The following is a 19,507-nucleotide window of genomic DNA, read 5'->3' as shown; positions in this document are numbered from 1 at the left end:
GAAATGAAAAGCAATCGATTTATAAAACGGCTGGACTGGTATATCATCAAGAAGTTCTTGGGAACATACGTATTTGCTATTGCATTGATCATTTCTATTGCAGTGGTATTTGACTTCAACGAAAAGATGGACAAACTAATGGAGCATGAAGCTCCATGGGATAAAATTATTTTTGAATATTACATGAACTTTATCCCCTATTTCTCTAATCTGTTCAGTCCTTTATTTGTATTCATTGCTGTTATTTTCTTTACCTCCAAACTGGCGGAAAACTCCGAAATTATCGCGATGTTTTCCACTGGTATGAGTTTTAAGAGAATGATGCGTCCTTATATGATTTCTGCTGCTATCATCGCTCTGGTCACCTTCACACTAAGTTCGTATGTAATTCCTAAAGGAAGTGTTACGCGTCTGAATTTTGAAGACCGGTATATTAAACCAAAGAAACAAAACTCAGTAAGCAATGTGCAGCTGGAAGTAGATAGCGGAGTGATTGCATACATCGACAATTATAACAATGCAATGAAAACCGGTAACCGGTTTTCATTGGATAAATTTGTAGATAAAAAGCTGGTTTCGCATTTGACTGCACGACGAATCACTTATGACACCACCACCGTTCATAAATGGACCATCCACGATTATATGGTACGCGAACTGGATGGTTTGAAGGAAAAGATCACTAAGGGAGACCAGATAGACTCTATTATCAATATGGAACCTTCTGACTTTCTGATTATGAAAAATCAGCAGGAAATGCTGACCAGCCCCCAGTTAAGTGACTATATTGAAAAACAGAAACGAAGAGGATTTGCCAACATCAAAGAATTTGAGATTGAATATCACAAACGAATTTCCATGTCGTTCGCCTCTTTCATCCTCACCATCATTGGCGTATCCCTTTCGTCTCGAAAAACGAAAGGCGGTATGGGACTCCATCTGGGTATCGGATTAGGATTAAGTTTCTCTTATATTCTGTTCCAGACGATTACCTCCACCTTTGCCGTAAACGGAAATGTGCCACCTGCCATTGCAGTTTGGATTCCTAATATCCTTTATGCAGCCATCGCATTTTTCTTGTACCAGAAGGCGCCTAAATGAAAAATAGGCTGACCTTCCACAGTCTTCATGAATTCTATCTATAATTACCCCAGGGCTTGGGATACACCGAATCAGTAGAAACTTAGTGGGGATACGTTATCAAGAAATGGAGTTGTTTTGAATCGTGCACGTGAACAAAACAGGCTACATACAAATATCCCGTTCACCTACTCTTTCACTGCTTCAATGATAGTTGATAGGAATATGCTCATAGCATAAACAAATATGCTGATAGATTATTTTACCCGTTGGCTGAATTAAATATTATGCATCTTGTATGCAATATTCGCAAAACGATCTGACATCCGCAAGCAAATGTCAGAGAATTCAGTCAATGAGTACACGGCTCTCTCATATATAAAAACGAAAATCCTCTTTCATCCTATCACCGTATTCCTGAAACTCCCTATTCATCATATTTACAGAGCGGTGATAGGTTGTTATTAACCTATCACCTCATCTATCACCTATCACCGCCTATTTTTTGAAAGTCCTATTTGTTTCAAGATGTTTCAATTACTTGAAACACTTTGTTTTTGCGCCTTGAAACAAAGTGTTTCGCGCCTTGGAACAAAGTGTTCACCGTGTTGAAACAGAGTGTTCCACCCTATTGAAACAAAGTGTTCTGACTTATACTAGAAATGGTTGTCACTTTTAGAGGCTAGTTACTAAATAAGTTGTCACATTCTGTTATTCATAACTAAAACAGTTGTTAGTTTCTTCCCTTTGCTCCTAAGATAGTTGTCATACGTAAAAACAATGGACAAATCTGAGTGTGCTCGGGCTCTCGGTAAAAGTCAATAGGGTTCGACACCCTATTGGCTTTTGTGAGACAATGGCTTAAACCGTCATGTCCCGGGTTCTCGGTATCGCAAATATAGTATTTATTTATCATATGGAACCTTATTTTTTCCACAATGATTTTCCCGGCACCTCTCCATGATATACGTCCATGGGTTTTTTCATACCTATGCTCATATGCGGTCGTCCATTATTATAGAAGTCAATCATTCGCGTAATCTGCTCCCGTGCCATCTCTTTATCCCTGAACAGCGACATGCCGTATATCCATTCCGTTTTCAGGATGCCATTCATCCTTTCTGCTACCGCATTGTCCGTCGGGTTGTAATCTTCAGTCATGCTCACACGTATATGATGAGTGACCAGTGTGTCGATATAGGCATCGCAGGCATACTGTACCCCCCGGTCGGAATGGTGGATTGTGCCGCAAAGATTGCCACCTCCAGCCTCATTGATGGCCTGTTCCAGTGCCTGTAGCGTATATTCGGCATGCAAACTGGGAGAGAGCACCCATCCTAAAACGGCATGTGAGTACATGTCCGTTACAAGATGGAGGTAGCATACGCCACCTTCAATCCAGATGTAAGTGATGTCACATACCCAGATATGGTTCGGGTATTGTGCCGTTACCCCCTTGATCAGATTCGGATACTTCTTGTAAAGATGGTGGGAGTCCGTCGTATGCCTGGGTTTCTTCGGGGGCAGCATAAGGCGTTCCGAACGCAGCAGATGAAGGAAGGCATCCCGCCCTCCGGTTATCTCGCTTCCATAAAGGGAGCGGAGCTCATGGTATAATTTCAAACCACCGATGCCCGGAGCCTTTGAGCGGTAGAAGAAGACGGCATCCAAGATGGCTGTTCTGATCTGATGACGCGACAAAAGATTTTTTTTCTTTTTGTAATAGGCCTGGGAAGACATGCCAAACAGTCCGCAAAGGGTTTTCACACTGATGTGAGGAAACTCTTCACGAAGGCCGGTGACTATTTGGCACCATCTTTTTTTAAGATGGAAATCCCTTCTTCTCTTTCTGTGAGTTCAATCAGTCTTTCAAAGGCATGGGAACGAAGTTTTTCAAGTTCCAAAGCCTTTCTCAGACGCAAATTTTCCGCTTCAAGAAGTTCTTCTTTAGATTTTGATTTTGGATTCTTTTTCATTTGAAGATCTGACAGAAGTTCGGGGGACAAAGATAAGGAATCCGAATCAATTGCATAACACTTTTGCCAACGCAGAATATAAGTATGGTTGGGTAAACCCCATTTCTTGGCAGTAGCAAACATTGACAAACCGCTACTGAAGTAATCACGGAGAACTTCCAATTTGAAAGTCTCAGAATAAATCTTACGAGATAATTTAGACATAATTTTTCTTTTTTTATGTCTCTAAAAAGGTGTCAACCTAAATCCGTATAAGACAGTTCACCCTATTGAAACAAAGTGTTTCAAGCAATTGAAACATCTTGGAACTTCTACAACAATCGCTCATCAAATGCACTGGCGGAGTCTTTCAATGCTAAAATCAAACTGTTTCGAACTAATCTAAGAGGAGTAGCAGACAAAAAGTTCTTTCTTTTTCGAATTGCTAACTTATATGCATACCCCCATTAATTTGCTACTGAGCCGATACACCGGATAAAGAAAAGTATAAAATAGAAATTCCGCCTATTCCTGCTAACGCAAGTGTAGGCGGAACTTTTTTGTTGTATCCATTTCCTCTTTTGTCTATTTCCCATTGTTTCCACCTGACGGTGATTTGGAAAATCCCTCTTTCTCCCTACATTCTTAAAATCGTCAACCGATTTCTTTTACATAAGCAGAAAGATCTGCAGCAGAGATGTTTTTGGCTATAATTACACCATTTCCATCCAATAAATAGTTAGTGAACCCTCGGTATTTCTTAAATAAGCCGGAATCCTCGCCTTCTGTTTCCACGAAACAAGTGGGCGTAACTATTTGATCCTTACGAACGGTTTCTTCAAATATTGACTGATATTCGTCAAATGAAATAGAAACCATTACCACATTATGAGAAGAACGAAGCGCATTGCTCAAACTTACATTTTGCATCCGGGACTGCGCGTCATAACTTGCCCAAAAACTTAGCAACACATATTTTCCTTTCAAATTTCCCAATTTAAAGGCGGATTGCCCGTCTGACGTAGATTCGATTTTAAAATCAGGGGCTACGTCGCCCTCACTCAAACCTCCGGTAGGTTTGTCTTTCTCAACGAAAGCGGTCAAGGAACAAATCAGTAATACAACAAAAATCCATTTTACATACTTCACGTAATTCGGTTTTAGTTAATACTATCCGGGCCTGTCCTTAAACAGTGGTTTCTTCCCGAAACATTGTTTTTTCAGGCATCAGGCGAAGAGGAATCCGCTGATTATCAAACCCTTTATACTTGAAACCAAATGCAAAGGTAAGCAAATATTAAATTAACTTCCAAGCAAATAAACAAAAAACTCACTTTTCGGGCAATATTGTCCTAAATAAATTGGGGGAACAAATAAAAAGGAAGTAGAACTAAGGTAAAATGACTACCTTAGTAGCGAGCCACCAACTCATCTACTTCCTATGGCAAATATAACACTTTTCGCACAGGTAATATCACATCTCCCGAAAGAAAATATCAGGAAAATCATAAAATCTTCGGGGTCAGACAAGCATTGTAAGGGCTACAATACATGGAGTCAGTTTGTTAGCATGATTTTCAGCCAATTCTCAGGATGTGATTCAGTCAGAGATATCTCAAACGGGCTGAAATCAGCCACCGGCAACCTCAATCATTTGGGAATCAACCGTGCACCATCCAAGTCAACGGTAGCATATCAGAACGCCAACCGAGACAGTTCGGTTTTTCGCGGCATATTCTACTCGTTGTTTCAGTATTTCGGACAGCAAGCCCTATGGCAACGAAGAAAGTTCCGTTTCAAGATGCCGATAAAACTGCTCGACTCCACATTGGTGTCATTGACTCTGTCAATATATGACTGGGCACATTACACTACCACCAAGGGGGCGGTCAAGATGCACACGCTATTGGACTATGACAGTCTTTTGCCGGAGTTCGTGAATATCACCGATGGCAAAACCACCGACAACAAAGCTGCTTTTGATATTGAGTTACATCCGTATAGTATTGTAGTAGCCGACCGAGGCTACTGTGACTACTCATTGCTGAATAATTGGGACAGCAGCAACGTGTTCTTTGTAGTGCGTCATAAAGACAATATCCGGTACAAAGCCATAGAGGAGTTGCCTTTGCCTGAAAAACACGCTCAGAATGTACTTATTGACGAAATAATCGAGTTCGAACTCTCGGCGGCCAAATCCAAATATCCCAAACGTTTACGTCGCATCGCAGTATGGAACGATGAACACGGTTTTGAAATTGAGTTACTCACAAACAACTTCACATTGGCAGCATCAAGCATAGCGGCTCTGTACAAGGCTCGGTGGAACATAGAAATCTTCTTTCGCAACCTCAAGCAACTGCTACGCATCAAGAGCTTTATCGGCACATCCCGCAATGCCGTAGAGACCCAAATATGGACTGCTATGACTACAATGCTGATTCTGACATGGCTAAAGCACATCGCAAGATACAAATGGGCATTGGCTAACCTTGTGGTCACGCTCCGGCTGAACACATTTACCAAAATCGACCTCCAAAAATGGCTTGATCAACCATTTACACCACCTCCCGAAACCATCGAAAACGATTAGGGGGGATTGATTTTGAACTCTCGAGGCTATACTTAACAGTATAGTCAGTTAGCTCATGCTCAAAATTTATTTAGGACAATATTGCTTTTCGGGTGTAACTTTTTATGTTATTTAGCATAAAAATGAACTTTTTTCTCTACTTTTGTAGAGTTAAAGTCTATTTTTATGCAACCATCAAGTACTGAATTGATTCTGATTCGAGTCACCGGCGAAGATCGTCCGGGATTGACTGCTTCTGTAACCGAAATCCTTGCTAAATATGATGCTACGATCCTTGATATCGGTCAGGCAGATATTCACAATACCTTATCGCTGGGTATTCTATTCAAGAGTGAGGAAAGACATTCCGGATTCATTATGAAGGAACTGTTGTTCAAAGCTTCTTCCCTAGGAGTTACCATCCGGTTTGAACCTATCACCACCGAGCAATATGAAAACTGGGTAGGTATGCAAGGGAAAAACCGTTATATTCTGACGGTTCTGGGACGCAAGCTTTCCGCCCGACAGATTTCTTCCGCTACAAGCATATTAGCTGAGCAAGGCATGAATATTGATGCCATCAAACGTTTGACAGGCCGTATCCCGTTAGATGAATGTCAGACAGATACTCGCCCCCGTGCTTGCATCGAATTTTCAGTGCGAGGTACTCCGAAAAACCGCATTGTCATGCAGGAGAAGCTGATGAAGTTGGCCAGTGAACAGGAAATGGACTTTTCTTTCCAGCAGGACAATATGTACCGTCGCATGCGCCGCCTGATCTGTTTTGATATGGACTCTACATTAATTGAGACAGAGGTGATTGACGAACTGGCTATCCGTGCCGGTGTAGGCGATGAAGTCAAAGCTATCACGGAAAGTGCCATGCGTGGAGAAATAGACTTTACGGAAAGCTTTACCCGTCGCGTATCACTATTAAAAGGGCTGGACGAATCGGTGATGCAGGAAATAGCCGAGAGTTTGCCTATCACAGAGGGAGTAGACCGACTGATGTATGTATTGAAGAAATATGGTTACAAAATCGCCATCCTTTCGGGAGGATTCACTTATTTCGGTCAATACCTGCAAAAGAAATATGGTATAGATTATGTCTATGCCAACGAACTGGAAATCATCGATGGAAAACTGACCGGACGTTATCTGGGTGATGTAGTAGATGGAAAACGGAAAGCCGAACTGCTCCGCCTTATTGCACAAGTGGAAAAGGTGGATATTGCACAGACCATTGCCGTAGGAGATGGAGCTAACGATCTCCCGATGTTGGGGATTGCCGGATTAGGAATCGCATTCCACGCAAAACCCAAAGTGGTGGCAAATGCCAAACAGTCGATCAACACCATCGGACTGGATGGAGTGCTCTACTTCCTAGGATTCAAAGATTCTTACTTGAATATATAATTAAACAAAAAAATAGATTATCTTTGCTGACAAATTAAATGAAAGAATGAAGTTTTCCGAACTACAATTAAATGCAAGTGTGCTTGAGGCACTTGATGCCATGCGATTCGACGAATGCACACCTATACAAGAGCAAGCCATTCCAATCATACTTGAAGGTAAGGATTTGATCGCAGTAGCACAGACAGGAACAGGTAAGACAGCAGCGTTTTTGCTTCCTATATTGAATAAATTATCAGAAGGTAACCATCCGGAAGATGCGATTAATTGTGTCATCATGTCTCCTACTCGCGAATTGGCTCAGCAGATCGACCAGCAGATGGAAGGTTTTTCCTATTTCATGCCGGTATCGAGCGTTGCCGTATATGGTGGAAACGATGGAATATTGTTCGAACAACAAAAAAGGGGACTCACATTGGGAGCTGATGTTGTTATTGCTACTCCCGGACGTCTGATTGCCCATTTAAGCCTTGGATATGTAGATCTTTCCAAGGTTTCTTATTTTATTTTAGATGAAGCAGACCGAATGCTTGACATGGGATTCTATGAAGATATCATGCAAATAGCAAAATATCTGCCAAAAGAACGACAGACCATCATGTTTTCCGCAACAATGCCTGCAAAGATTCAGCAATTGGCTAATACAATCCTTAATAACCCGTCGGAGATAAAGCTCGCAGTTTCCAAGCCTGCAGAAAAGATTATTCAAGCAGCATATGTTTGTTATGAGAATCAAAAACTGGGCATTATACGGAGTCTTTTTATGGATGAGATTCCGGAACGTGTAATTATCTTTGCGTCTTCCAAAATCAAAGTCAAAGAAGTGGCCAAAGCCTTGAAATCAATGAAGTTGAATGTAGGTGAGATGCACTCAGATTTAGAACAGACTCAACGGGAAGCTGTTATGTACGAATTTAAGGCTGGACTAATCAATATATTGGTAGCTACGGACATCGTTGCGCGTGGCATTGATATTGATGACATTCGACTGGTTATCAACTTCGACGTGCCCCACGACAGCGAAGATTATGTACACCGTATCGGGCGTACGGCACGTGCCAACAATGATGGCGTAGCACTTACATTTATTAGCGAGAAAGAGCAAAGTAACTTCAAAAGTATTGAGAACTTCCTAGAAAAAGAAATTTATAAGATCCCTGTTCCTGAAGAATTGGGAGAAGCCCCGGAATACAAACCACGTTCTTTCAATAAGGGTAAAGGGGGTAACTACAAAAGAAAAGATTTCCGAAGAAAAAGAAACAATAATGTAGGAAGGAGAAGTAACCGTCCGTCTCTCTCCAGACAAAATTAGGGATATTCAGTAAATGTCACTCTTTCTTATAATTAAAGAGAAAAGTCTTACTTTACGTGAGCTTTTCTCTTATTTTTTTGACAACATCCAAACTTATTATACGTCCATGAAGCTCAATAACTTCCCTCATAATGCAGATAATATCCGGACTGCATTCGTGATTTTCATCGATTGCGAACGATGTGTCAGGTCGATAGAAATATGTACTGCAATTCCGATCTTTTCATAAAATATCTTTTTTATGAAAATAGGCCAATACTTAACGATTCCCACCTATCCCCTATTACCATCCGACATCAATCAAATATCCGATTATTCTTTTGGCAGATTCTTCATTATAAACTCTTCAAAAAACGTTTTCTTATAGTTTTCACTTATCGTAATCTCATAAAAACATCATTGGTATCAAAAGAGTCGATTTGTGAAGTATTGATACACAAAGCTGATAAAGACAATCAATCATAAACGTAACCTAATCATCCTTTGACGACTTTATCGGACTCAATGGGAAGTTGGCAGATATAAAAAGAAATCCTGATTTATCACGAACCAGGATTTCTTTATGAGTATTACTACATTCGAAGTTTTATTTTATTCTTTTACTTCTTTACCTTTTTCGTTCATCAGCACTGTCAGTACCTGAACATCTTCTGTAGTAAGAACTACCTTGTAAATCTTACCGCTTTCTTTTTCTGCGACATAAGCTTCTGTAATGGCGGCACCTTCATATTTTTTAGCGATGACTTGTACTACTGCCTCCGGCAGTTCTTTAACATCAATCTTAGTAAACTCATCCTGTGGAGCCTGTACGTTGGTTTCTACAGCTGTAGTGTTACCAACTTCCTGTGCAAATGCTACAGAACTACCCAATACCATCACCAATGCAACTGCTACTAATACTTTTTTCATAATCGTAATTTTTAAATGTGAACTACTAAATCATTATTAACTTGTTTCTTACACTCAATAGACTGCAAAAGAGATGCCAAAGTTCCATAATTCACATACAATATTAATAATCAATCAAATACAAGACACTTTTACTTTTTCTGTTGTAGAAACCAGTGTGGAATTGTGTAGAAAGTAACAGCTATAATTGGGGAAAATATGCCAATTTACCATTGGCAATCAAAGGTACACTCACCCCCTGTTACATTTCACCGGCTCAACATCGTCTCTCAATCATCCACAATGGAAATACTTATTTACTAAATCCAGCATTTCCATCGGCTTTCCTTCCAGATTCGCGCGCAACGTTTTATCTCCATAACTGCGAAGTCTGCGGATGATACCGTCAATCATTGCCGGACTAAACACGTTATATCGCTCAAATATTGCCCGTTGTTGTTGCAAGCAATCAGCAGAAGCTTCACAGCTATCCGGCAGTTGAGCCAATGCTTTTAACTTATCTTCATTCTCTTTTTGATGGATATTCACGCTTACATAAGTTTTTTGAGCAATATCCAGTGCGTTTTCGATTTCAAATCCATGACGACAAGCAACAGCCAGACCGGCCAACAGTTGATACAAATCTGCCGAACCATCCGGAGAACGCATTTCCACTGTTTGCTTCTGACTGGTATCTAAATGACTTTCAGCTTCCAACGGATTTGCCAATGTACACATATCCGTTTTTGCAGCCCATCCCAAAGGCACACGCACTAATACGGAACGGTTACGGTCTCCCCAACACACATTGGTTGGCGCTTCCTGATGCGGAACAAGGCGAAAGTAAGAAGTAGGATTCGTGTTTCCGAAAGCGGTGATTGAGGGAGCAAGCACCATCATTCCGGCAATTGCCTTGCGGGCTGTTTCCGACAACAAACCGTCTTTCAACATTTGATTCTTTCCATCTTTCATGATACGCATATGGATATGCAAACCCGAACCCGCCTTACCAGTCGTAATTTTAGGAGCAAAAGTCACATTATATCCATATTTATATCCTAAATTACGAATTACCCACTTGGCAATCATCAACTGATCTGCCGCCTGTGATACCGGAACGGGTAAGAATTCTATTTCATTCTGCTCATAGATATAACCATCCAGCGTAAAGTTACCCACTTCAGAATGTCCGTACTTTATTTGTCCACCTGCTTGCGCGATATAAGACATGCACTGGGTACGGAACTCATTGAATTTTGCATAGGGACCTGATTCGTGGTAACCATGCTGGTCGGTTGCCTGAAACATAGCCGTGTCCGGAGCTATCACATAATATTCCAATTCACCCATTGCCTGAAATTCCATTCCGGTAATTTCCGTAAAACTTTTGCTTGCTTTGTATAGAGTGTGTTCTGGTGCACTTTCGAGTGGTTCACCGTCTTTATTAAAGAAAGAACAGAGCATAGACAGCGTCGGAATCTCCGCAAACGGATCAACAAATGCTGTGCTAAAGCGAGGAATTACATAAAGATCACTGCTACCCGCTTCTATGAAAGAAAAAGGCTGGAACCGTCTACCCGTTCCCCACAAGTGAGAATAGTTTCCAGATAAGCTTGATTGTTGATGACAAAGTTCAGGGTTTTCAGACGACCGTCTCCCGCTGGATACATGAAATTAACCATGCGGATCTCTTTTTGCCGGATAAATGAGATAATATCGGCTTTGGTAAATTCAGAGGTTGGCTTTTGAAGAAATGCTACCAACTGATTGGCATTCATTGATAAATCTTGATTCATAATCGGTTGTTTTTCGTTGTTGTATGATTAAAACGCTTCAGATCTTTCTTCTCAAAAATCCATTCCGGAGTGTATAGTTTCCCAGTATCCGTTTCGGTCAGCTCGTACCTGGGAGAAAGGTTTCGGCTGGTTGGATTGACGAAGATATGAATCTGCTGGGCAGGCATATAGCTTTGTGCCAGAAGGAATACTTTCTTCCCGGCATTCGGATGAATAGTATCTGCAAGTTTTTCCTGTCCCCATGACTGAAAGACTGTGAAAAGTAAGCCTGCACACATTGACAAATATTTCATATCGGTTCTTATTATTTCATTCCGGACAAATATATGGATTATTATTGAAAACGAAGATAAATCACTTGCGCTTAATCCTTGTATTATTCCAGTTTTGTAGAAAAACATGCAACAGAACTGAATTGTTCGGCATGGAAGTAATATTAGAGCCTTGAAACTAAAAAGTACCTGAAAAAACTATCCATTATATTCCTTCTACTCTCAATAAATTCACTAAATTCGTGGCGAATTAACGAAAGCAATTCATGGAGGTATTCACAAATAACAAGAATAGCCGGAAATATCAGATTGGCTATGCACTAAGCGGAGGATTCATCAAAGGGTTTGCCCATTTAGGGGTTATGCAAGCTCTTTTGGAACATGATATTAAACCGAAAATCATCTCCGGAGTAAGCGCAGGAGCACTTGCCGGTGTTTTCTATGCAGATGGCAACGAACCGCACAAAGTACTTGATTATTTCTCAGGACATAAATTTCAGGATTTAACCAAGTTGGTGATTCCCAAGAAGGGACTATTCGACCTCTGTGAATTTATTGATTTTCTCCGGACTAACTTAAAAGCAAAAAATCTGGAAGAGTTACAACTTCCCCTGATTATCACAGCAACTGATCTTGATCATGGTCGCATGGTTCACTTTCATCGGGGAAACATAGCGGAACGGGTCGCCGCTTCCTGTTGTATGCCTGTCATGTTTTCTCCGGTCAACATAGACGGCACGAACTATGTGGATGGAGGATTGATGATGAATCTTCCGGTCTCTACCTTGCGCAGGATTTGCGATAAGGTGGTAGCTGTCAACGTAAGTCCCATCATGGCACAGGATTACAAAATGAATATTGTAAGCATTGCTATGCGCTCATTCCATTTCATGTTCCGTGCCAATACCTTTCCCGAAAGAAAAAAATGCGATTTGTTAATCGAACCGTATAATCTATACGGATACAGTAACACCGAACTGGAGAAAGCAGAGGAAATCTTCGTGCAAGGCTATAATACAGCTAACGAAATACTCAATCAACTGTTGGAAGAAAAGGGGAAAATATGGAAATAACCTCCTATCCATCGGAAATATGAATTAATACGAATATTAATAATCTACTACGTATGAATGACGAAAATAAAATAATTATCTACCAAGTATTCACCCGCCTGTTTGGAAATAACAACAACCACTGTGTCTACAATGGAGACATTGCCACCAATGGTTGTGGAAAAATGGCAGATTTCACGCTCAAAGCACTGGGTGAAATCAAGAAATTAGGTGCTACCCATATATGGTATACAGGCATTATTGAACATGCCACTCAAACGGACTATCGCCGTTATAATATCAGTCCGGATCATCCTGCGATTGTGAAAGGAAAAGCAGGTTCTCCGTATGCTATCAAGGATTATTATGATGTAGACCCTGATTTGGCTAACGATGTGCAAGGACGCATGAAAGAATTTGAGAATCTGGTACATCGCACACATCGAACAGGTCTGAAAGTGATTATTGATTTTGTACCTAATCACGTAGCACGCCAGTATCATTCGGACGCACAACCGGACGGCACGACCGAATTGGGAGCTAACGATGATTCCAGCCAATCTTTCAGCCCATATAATAATTTCTATTATATCCCGCAAGCGGAGCTTCATGCCCAATTTGACATGAAAGACAGCGCAGCAGAGCCTTACTGGGAATTCCCTGCGAAAGCCACCGGTAACAACCGTTTTGATGCTACTCCCAATATTACCGACTGGTATGAAACCGTGAAATTAAATTATGGAGTAGATTATCAGAATGGCGGTACTTGTCACTTCTCTCCGACTCCGGACACCTGGATAAAGATGCTGGACATTCTTCTTTTCTGGGCATCAAAGGAGATTGACGGTTTCCGCTGCGACATGGCAGAAATGGTTCCCGTTGAATTTTGGGAATGGGCTATTCCTCAAGTAAAAGAGGCTTATCCTGAAATACTATTCATCGCAGAGGTTTACAATCCCGGCGAATACCGTAGCTATCTGTTTCGCGGCAAGTTTGATTACTTGTATGATAAGGTAGGATTATATGATACACTACGTAATGTAGCTTGTGGATATGAATCAGCATCTGCTATCACTCATTGCTGGCAAAGCTTGAATGGAATAGAGAAAAAGATGCTCAACTTCCTGGAGAACCACGACGAACAACGTATCGCTTCTGATTTCTTTGCCGGTAACCCGCGAAAAGGAATTCCCGCACTGATCGTTTCTGCCTGTATGAACACTAACCCAATGATGATCTATTTCGGTCAGGAATTTGGAGAGCTGGGCATGGATAGTGAAGGATTCAGTGGAAGGGACGGACGGACCACCATATTCGACTATTGGAGCGTGGATACTATACGCCGTTGGCGAAACGGAGGAAAGTTTGATGGGAAAATGCTCTCCGAAGAACATAAATACCTCTATTCTATCTATCAAAAGGTACTGACGCTATGCAATGAAGAGGAGGCAATCAGCAAGGGAGTATTCTTCGACTTAATGTATGCCAATATAAACGGATGGCGTTTCAATGAGCATAAGCAATATACTTTTATGCGGAAATATAAAAACGAACTCCTATTCTTTGTTACCAATTTCGACAGCCAACTGGTAGATGTTGCTATCAACATACCTTCCCATGCTTTCGACTTTTTGCAGATTCCCCAAATGGAATCTTATCAAGCCACAGACTTAATGACCGGTGCTAAAGAAGAAATCAGTCTGTTACCCTATAAACCGACTGATGTTTCGGTTGGAGGATATAACGGAAAGATTTTAAAGATTACTTTTTAAAAGAAAGATTAGGATGCTCGCACATGCTTCATCCCCGGTCGTTTTATTTGTAATGAATGAATTTACTAAAACTAAAGACACGCATGTCAGCGATATATATATGATGTTCGCGGACCGAGTACTTCTTCGAAAACTAAGAACCGAATCATAGAATGCTATCATCTATGAAAAAGAGGGTGTGTCAAAATTCCCTTTTTGACGCACCCTCTTATAATTTAGAACTTGAATTATTTCTTCTTTCTAAGCACTACAGCGGTACGGGCAGGAATATAAAGCTTCAACCACTCTTTCTTTTCTTTCTTATACAACGGATCCGGAATAGTGAAATGAACGACAGAATCATCCGCAAGACCATTTCCTCCAAATGCCGGATGATCAGTATTCAGTATTACTTCATAAGCTCCCGGAGTGACCAGGAATCCATAATCGGCAAATGACTGTTTCGGATTAAAGTTAAAAACAAATACAAGGTCTTTACGTCCGTACGCAAATACCTGATCACCATCATTATGCCATATTTCCCGAACAGGTGTTGTTTGAAAGTCTTTCACGCTTTTAAGAACTTTCAGCATTTCCTTATCAAAGTCACCCATATAATGATATGTCAGATTCTTGTTGTCTACCAAATCCCATTGGCGACGAGCATATTTGCATGACCATCCGTTACCCTCGCGCGGGAAGTCAATCCATTCGGGATGTCCAAACTCATTTCCCATAAAATTCAGGTAACCTCCGTTGATAGTTGAAGCTGTCAGTAAACGAATCATCTTATGCAAGGCAATGCCACGATTAACGACATAATTCTCATCACCTTTCTGCATATGCCAGTACATATCAGCATCAATCAAACGAAAGATGATTGTTTTATCCCCAACCAATGCCTGATCATGGCTTTCCGTATAAGAAATGGTCTTTTCATCCTGACGACGATTGGTTACTTCCCAGAACATACTAGAAGGTTTCCAGTCTTCATCAATCTTTTCTTTGATGGTCTTGATCCAGTAGTCCGGAATGTTCATAGCCATCCGGTAATCGAATCCGTATCCGCCATCCTCCACTTTTACAGCCAATCCCGGCATACCGGAAACTTCCTCTGCAATGGTGATCGCTCTCGGATTTATCTGGTGAATCACTTCATTGGCCAATGTCAGGTAACAAATCGCATTGTCATCCTGATGACCGTTGAAATAATCTCCATAATTACAGAAGGCCTCACCCAGCCCGTGACTGTAATATAACATGGAAGTCACTCCATCAAAACGGAATCCGTCAAATTTGTATTCCTCCAGCCAGTACTTACAATTGGACAACAGGAAGTGAATTACTTCGTTCTTACCATAATCGAAGCATAGAGAATCCCAGGCCGGATGTTCGCGACGACCACCCGGATAGAAATACTGATTCGGATCCCCCGCGAAATTTCCTAATCCTTCTACTTCGTTCTTCACCGCATGTGAATGAACAATGTCCATAATCACGGCAATTCCCAGCTCATGAGCAGTATCAATCAATGCTTTCAATTCATCGGGAGTACCGAAACGCGAAGAAGCAGCAAAGAAACTAGACACATGATAACCGAAACTTCCATAATAAGGATGTTCCTGAATGGCCATTATCTGTATACAGTTGTACCCTTCTTCAGCAATACGGGGAAGTATTTTCTCACGAAATTCATTATATGTACCCACCTTTTCCTCTTGTTGTGCCATTCCGATATGACATTCGTAAATTAACAAAGGATTTGTGTCGGGCTTAAATGTTTTCTTCTTGAATTTATAAGGTTTCTCCGGATCCCAGACTTGCGCGCTGAATATTTTCGTCTGTTCATCTTGTACCACGCGTGTAGCCCATGCAGGAATACGCTCGCCTTGTCCGCCTTCCCAATATATATTCAGTTTATAAAGATCACCATGATGAATGGCAACTTCCGGTAGGTTGATTTCCCAAATCCCATTCTTTTGTTTTTTCAGCTTGTAGCTTGCTTTTTCTTCCCAGTTATTGAATGTACCTACCATATAAATATGAGTAGCATTGGGAGCCCATTCACGGAAAGCCCATCCCTTATCGGTACGATGCAATCCAAAATAAAGATAACCTGATGCAAAATCCGAAAGGGTTTGCTTTCCCTTATTCGTCAATTCAGCTTCCTTGTCTAATGCATGCTGATGACGACCGGTAATAGCACCGGCAAAAGGTTCCAGCCAAGGATCATTTTTTATGAGATTAAGTGTCTTTTCCATACCAGAATTGAATTAGAATTATGCTTTTACTTTTACAATTACTTTCTTCACGCCATCCGGAGTGATACCGGGAGCATGACCGTCTTGCGGGAAGAAGATAGCAAACATTCCCGGCTTCACAGCAACGTATGTCTCTGCTAGTCCTTCGAAGAAAGTGATATCTTTTTCAGCGTTATAAGGCGCATCTGCCGGAACGCAATCTTTAGCGGCAGTATACCCCATGATTTCTGTTCCCGACAACGGGATCTGTATATCAATAAATTCGTTATGCGTTTCCAGTTTGGCTTCTTCTTTTGTTTTAGGCTTAGTTTGTGCAACGTTCACTAACAGGTCTTTTCCTTGCAGTTCTGTTTTACCAACTTCCATAGCTTGAAGGTCATGAGACTTCAAAAAGTCTATAGCTTGTGCAAACAAAGAATTTAAAGGCGCATATTTTTCCAGATTTTCTAAAGTATCTACTACCATATGAGTTAAATTTTTAAGTTTATATTCCAGATATTATTTATTCAAAATCATCAATCGTGTAATTAATAAAATCGGCAAACCGCTTGAATTGGCGGAATACTTTGTCTATCTGATCAAGCATATCCGACCGGGTGAAGAAATCATCAGAAACATTATAAGAACAAACGTACTCTTTACATTTCAAATAATCGACATACTTGAAATCTTTCGGAAAGCCTTTCGGAGCCGTTTTTAGAAAATCGTCCCCTATCACCGGAAAATATTTCTTGAATTCAGGATCTTCCACAATCGAAACAAATTCTTCAATATTATCGTAAATAGATTGTCGCACTGCTTTCAGGATATTGGAAGGTAGACACAAACTTCCTCCGGCAAGCATGGAACCATCCGGTTGCAAGTGTACATAATATCCGCAATGATCGGATTTCTTTCCTTTGGCATTGATATAACCTCCGAAATGTATCTTATAAGGTGTTTTATCCGCCGAAAAGCGGGTATCCCGGTAAATACGATAAGTACAGTCTTGGGGCTGAATTCCTCGGATGGTTTCGTCAAACAAGGAAATACGGGCAATCACTGTTGCTAAAAAATTGTCGAACTCGGCACGGGCTGTTTCATACTCTGCTTTATGCTCATTAAACCACTCACGATTATTATTCGCGGAAAGATCTTTTAAAAACTGAAAGATAACGGGTATGTTCATCTTTATCATTTTCTATTATTACTCTACAAACGTACAAATTTTATTTCATATAAACTACAAAAGGGGGTAAAAGGAGATAAAAAAAGCATCGGTCTGGTCAAACCGATGCTTTAACACATTTATCAAAAAACAGACTCTTCTGTCTTTGACGTACCTTAGCTTTCACAAGTGGAGTACAATCTCTTTAATTAATCTTATATCTAATACTATGAAAAACACATAAATATAACAGTGTAAAAAGGAGATTTGTTCAGCAGTTCTCTGTATGTTTTAGTTAATTATGGTTTACAGAATTAAATGTTTCTCATTTACGGGCAATATAACACGCTCCCAATCAATCATAGCGTTAAATAACATGATATGCGAATAGTCTCTCAAACTTATTTGTGGAATATCTTTCTCTACGATAAGCTTCCTGTCCAAAAGTTCGGCCCGTTTTGTTCCCCGAAGTAACGGGCGAGCCGGTGTAAACCATGTACGTCCGTCGTAGAGGGCGATATTAGCTATAGAGGTATCTGTCAGAAAGCCATCTTTTACGATTAAAATATCATCCTCCATTCCTCTATGAGCATACAAGGCATTCAATTCTTCCCGATGTGCACTTTTATAAGTATAATCAATGGTATCAGACACAACCAAATGCAAAGAAGATACCTGCCGCATCTGATAGGGAGTATATGTAACATCTTTCACTTCTTTTCCATATACAATCCGGCATTTATAAATTCCGCTTAAGGGCGGTGGGGGTATAAATTCCTGTAAATCCAGTGGAACGCTGTCTTTCCAAAAGACTGCACGGGTTTTATTAAAGCGTTCTGTGTGATAATCAAGATTATAAATCTGTCCATCCTCTACTCGGATAGTCTCAATAAATAGGTACATATACTTTTTGCTTCATTTCATTATACTCACTTTCTACATCGCTCCGGAAAGTGATTCCTCCTCCACTTTTAAAATACATCTTTTCTCCTTCTTGTTCCACAAAACGGATCATTACGGCACTATCCAAGTTAGTCCCATCCGAATATCCCATAACCCCCGTATAAAATCCCCTGTCGTAGGTTTCAGCCTCCCGAATAATCTGCATTGTCTTTTTCTTCGGGGCACCGGTAATAGAACCGGCCGGCAACAACCTGAAAATAATATCCCCCAAATGTTCCTGATAATTTTCCGGCAATATACCCTGAATTTCAGAACTTGTCTGAAGAATGGATCCTCGATTCGTCTGCAATACATCCATATACCGGTACCGGGAAACTGACACATGATTGGCAACCATACTTAAATCATTGCGAATCAGATCTACGATAGTGGCATGTTCCGCCACCTCTTTCGGATCATTCATCAGCAATTGGGTAGCAGAGGGGATCGAAGCGTCAATGGTTCCCTTCATCGGATATGAGCTAATTTTCCCCTGACAAATTCTAACAAATATTTCAGGAGAAAAGACCGTAAAGCGACCTTTAACCCATAACTTATAAATCGCTTTTGAACGAAAATAAATATCTTTCAGGGTGAGATTGGTTTCTACCGGAGTGCGACAAGTCAAATTAGTAAGGAAACTATTTCCCGCCAGAATATTTCGTTGCACAATACTGAACGAACGTTGGTAAGAACAGAAAGATTCGGGGCAAGGCTGCCAATGTACAGAAGGCATTGCCTCTGTGGAGAAAGAGGATACATAATCTTCATCGGATATAGTTTGATTGGTAAATCCGTTCAAATTATATAGCAGTTCAGTTGAATCAACAGCAACTTCCTCCTCTATATAAGATGCATCCTGCAAATAATCTACAATGAAAATAAAAGGACGATGGAGTTGTCCCAGCTGATTCATCCGTTTGATAGCCTGTTCCTTACTATATAAGTGCATAAAATAATTCAGTGTTTAGTTTAGGGAAGGCAAATGTACATAAAAAGTATAGATTAGAAAAAGATAGCAATAAAAAAGGGTTGCCCGGCGTATCATATCGGCAACCCTTTC

The 19,507-nt window shown here is 40.7% G+C and carries 16 protein-coding genes and 2 pseudogenes; 7 read left to right on the top strand and 11 right to left on the bottom strand.

Annotated elements, in window-relative coordinates; translation table 11 throughout:
* Positions 1-3: 3 nt before the first annotated feature.
* Positions 4-1,101 carry an LptF/LptG family permease gene (locus AB9N12_RS17100; protein ID WP_369893337.1) on the top strand — a complete coding sequence of 366 codons (1,098 nt, stop codon included), beginning with the start codon at positions 4-6 and terminating at the stop codon, positions 1,099-1,101.
* 903 nt (positions 1,102-2,004) lie between these two features.
* Here the strand turns inward: AB9N12_RS17100 and AB9N12_RS17095 are convergent.
* Together AB9N12_RS17095 and AB9N12_RS17090 are read right to left on the bottom strand one after the other, a co-directional pair.
* Complete coding sequence (locus AB9N12_RS17095) at positions 2,005-2,847, bottom strand: IS3 family transposase (RefSeq protein ID WP_369889013.1); 843 nt, start codon at positions 2,845-2,847, stop codon at positions 2,005-2,007.
* Positions 2,848-2,882: 35 nt separating this feature from the next.
* Positions 2,883-3,260, bottom strand: a complete 378-nt coding sequence (locus AB9N12_RS17090) for a hypothetical protein (RefSeq protein ID WP_369889012.1) — start codon at positions 3,258-3,260, stop codon at positions 2,883-2,885.
* A 75-nt stretch (positions 3,261-3,335) separates the two neighbouring features.
* Between AB9N12_RS17090 and AB9N12_RS17085 the strand changes: the two genes are divergently transcribed.
* Positions 3,336-3,506 carry a transposase gene (locus tag AB9N12_RS17085; RefSeq protein WP_369893336.1) on the top strand — a complete coding sequence of 57 codons (171 nt, stop codon included), beginning with the start codon at positions 3,336-3,338 and terminating at the stop codon, positions 3,504-3,506.
* Between the two features lie 183 nt (positions 3,507-3,689).
* Here AB9N12_RS17085 and AB9N12_RS17080 read toward each other — a convergent pair whose 3' ends face one another.
* Positions 3,690-4,184 carry a peroxiredoxin family protein gene (locus AB9N12_RS17080; protein ID WP_369893335.1) on the bottom strand — a complete coding sequence of 165 codons (495 nt, stop codon included), beginning with the start codon at positions 4,182-4,184 and terminating at the stop codon, positions 3,690-3,692.
* 292 nt (positions 4,185-4,476) lie between these two features.
* On the opposite strand from AB9N12_RS17080, the gene AB9N12_RS17075 reads away from it, so the two are divergent.
* The 3 genes from AB9N12_RS17075 (at position 4,477) to AB9N12_RS17065 (ending at position 8,335) form a co-directional block, all read left to right on the top strand.
* A complete protein-coding gene (locus AB9N12_RS17075; RefSeq protein WP_369888970.1) occupies positions 4,477-5,628 on the top strand; it encodes an IS4 family transposase in 1,152 nt (383 codons plus the stop codon).
* A gap of 165 nt (positions 5,629-5,793) precedes the next feature.
* Positions 5,794-7,023, top strand: coding sequence for a phosphoserine phosphatase SerB (gene serB, locus AB9N12_RS17070; protein ID WP_369893334.1), 1,230 nt, complete (start codon positions 5,794-5,796; stop codon positions 7,021-7,023).
* A 46-nt stretch (positions 7,024-7,069) separates the two neighbouring features.
* Positions 7,070-8,335 carry a DEAD/DEAH box helicase gene (locus tag AB9N12_RS17065; protein WP_369893333.1) on the top strand — a complete coding sequence of 422 codons (1,266 nt, stop codon included), beginning with the start codon at positions 7,070-7,072 and terminating at the stop codon, positions 8,333-8,335.
* Between the two features lie 591 nt (positions 8,336-8,926).
* Here the strand turns inward: AB9N12_RS17065 and AB9N12_RS17060 are convergent.
* The 3 genes and pseudogenes from AB9N12_RS17060 to AB9N12_RS17050 form a co-directional block, all read right to left on the bottom strand.
* Positions 8,927-9,244, bottom strand: a complete 318-nt coding sequence (locus AB9N12_RS17060) for a hypothetical protein (protein ID WP_369893332.1) — start codon at positions 9,242-9,244, stop codon at positions 8,927-8,929.
* A gap of 273 nt (positions 9,245-9,517) precedes the next feature.
* Positions 9,518-11,019: pseudogene (locus tag AB9N12_RS17055) on the bottom strand (glutamine synthetase family protein).
* Positions 11,016-11,234, bottom strand: a pseudogene (locus AB9N12_RS17050) (DUF4846 domain-containing protein); the annotation flags it as partial. The pseudogenes AB9N12_RS17050 and AB9N12_RS17055, both read right to left, overlap by 4 nt.
* A gap of 323 nt (positions 11,235-11,557) precedes the next feature.
* Between AB9N12_RS17050 and AB9N12_RS17045 the strand changes: the two are divergent.
* A complete protein-coding gene (locus AB9N12_RS17045; protein WP_369893331.1) occupies positions 11,558-12,364 on the top strand; it encodes a patatin-like phospholipase family protein in 807 nt (268 codons plus the stop codon).
* Positions 12,365-12,417: 53 nt separating this feature from the next.
* Positions 12,418-14,115: an alpha-amylase family protein gene (locus tag AB9N12_RS17040; RefSeq protein ID WP_369893330.1), complete on the top strand. Its 1,698-nt coding sequence runs from the start codon at positions 12,418-12,420 to the stop codon at positions 14,113-14,115.
* A gap of 227 nt (positions 14,116-14,342) precedes the next feature.
* Here the strand turns inward: AB9N12_RS17040 and AB9N12_RS17035 are convergent, their stop codons facing one another.
* The 5 genes from AB9N12_RS17035 to AB9N12_RS17015 all read right to left on the bottom strand — a co-directional run bounded on the left by AB9N12_RS17035 (position 14,343) and on the right by AB9N12_RS17015 (position 19,396).
* Entirely contained in the window at positions 14,343-16,355 is a 2,013-nt protein-coding gene (locus tag AB9N12_RS17035; protein ID WP_369893329.1) for an alpha amylase C-terminal domain-containing protein, read from the bottom strand.
* Positions 16,356-16,373: 18 nt separating this feature from the next.
* The gene (locus AB9N12_RS17030; RefSeq protein ID WP_369893328.1) at positions 16,374-16,820 is read right to left on the bottom strand and encodes a YhcH/YjgK/YiaL family protein; all 447 of its coding nucleotides are present in this window, start codon (positions 16,818-16,820) and stop codon (positions 16,374-16,376) included.
* A 37-nt stretch (positions 16,821-16,857) separates the two neighbouring features.
* On the bottom strand, positions 16,858-17,532 hold the full coding sequence (locus AB9N12_RS17025; protein ID WP_369893327.1) for a DUF2461 domain-containing protein: 675 nt from the start codon (positions 17,530-17,532) through the stop codon (positions 16,858-16,860).
* A gap of 276 nt (positions 17,533-17,808) precedes the next feature.
* Positions 17,809-18,405, bottom strand: a complete 597-nt coding sequence (locus tag AB9N12_RS17020; RefSeq protein WP_369893326.1) for an aminotransferase class IV family protein — start codon at positions 18,403-18,405, stop codon at positions 17,809-17,811.
* A complete protein-coding gene (locus AB9N12_RS17015) occupies positions 18,389-19,396 on the bottom strand; it encodes an aminodeoxychorismate synthase component I (RefSeq protein WP_369893325.1) in 1,008 nt (335 codons plus the stop codon). The genes AB9N12_RS17020 and AB9N12_RS17015 overlap by 17 nt, the downstream gene beginning before the upstream one ends.
* Between the last annotated feature and the right edge of the window lie 111 nt (positions 19,397-19,507).

This window comes from Bacteroides sp. AN502(2024) (genome assembly GCF_041227145.1).
In the GTDB taxonomy this organism is placed as follows: domain Bacteria; phylum Bacteroidota; class Bacteroidia; order Bacteroidales; family Bacteroidaceae; genus Bacteroides.
The sequence above is the reverse complement of the archived record's forward strand: the minus strand, read 5'-3'. Positions and strand labels throughout refer to the sequence as shown.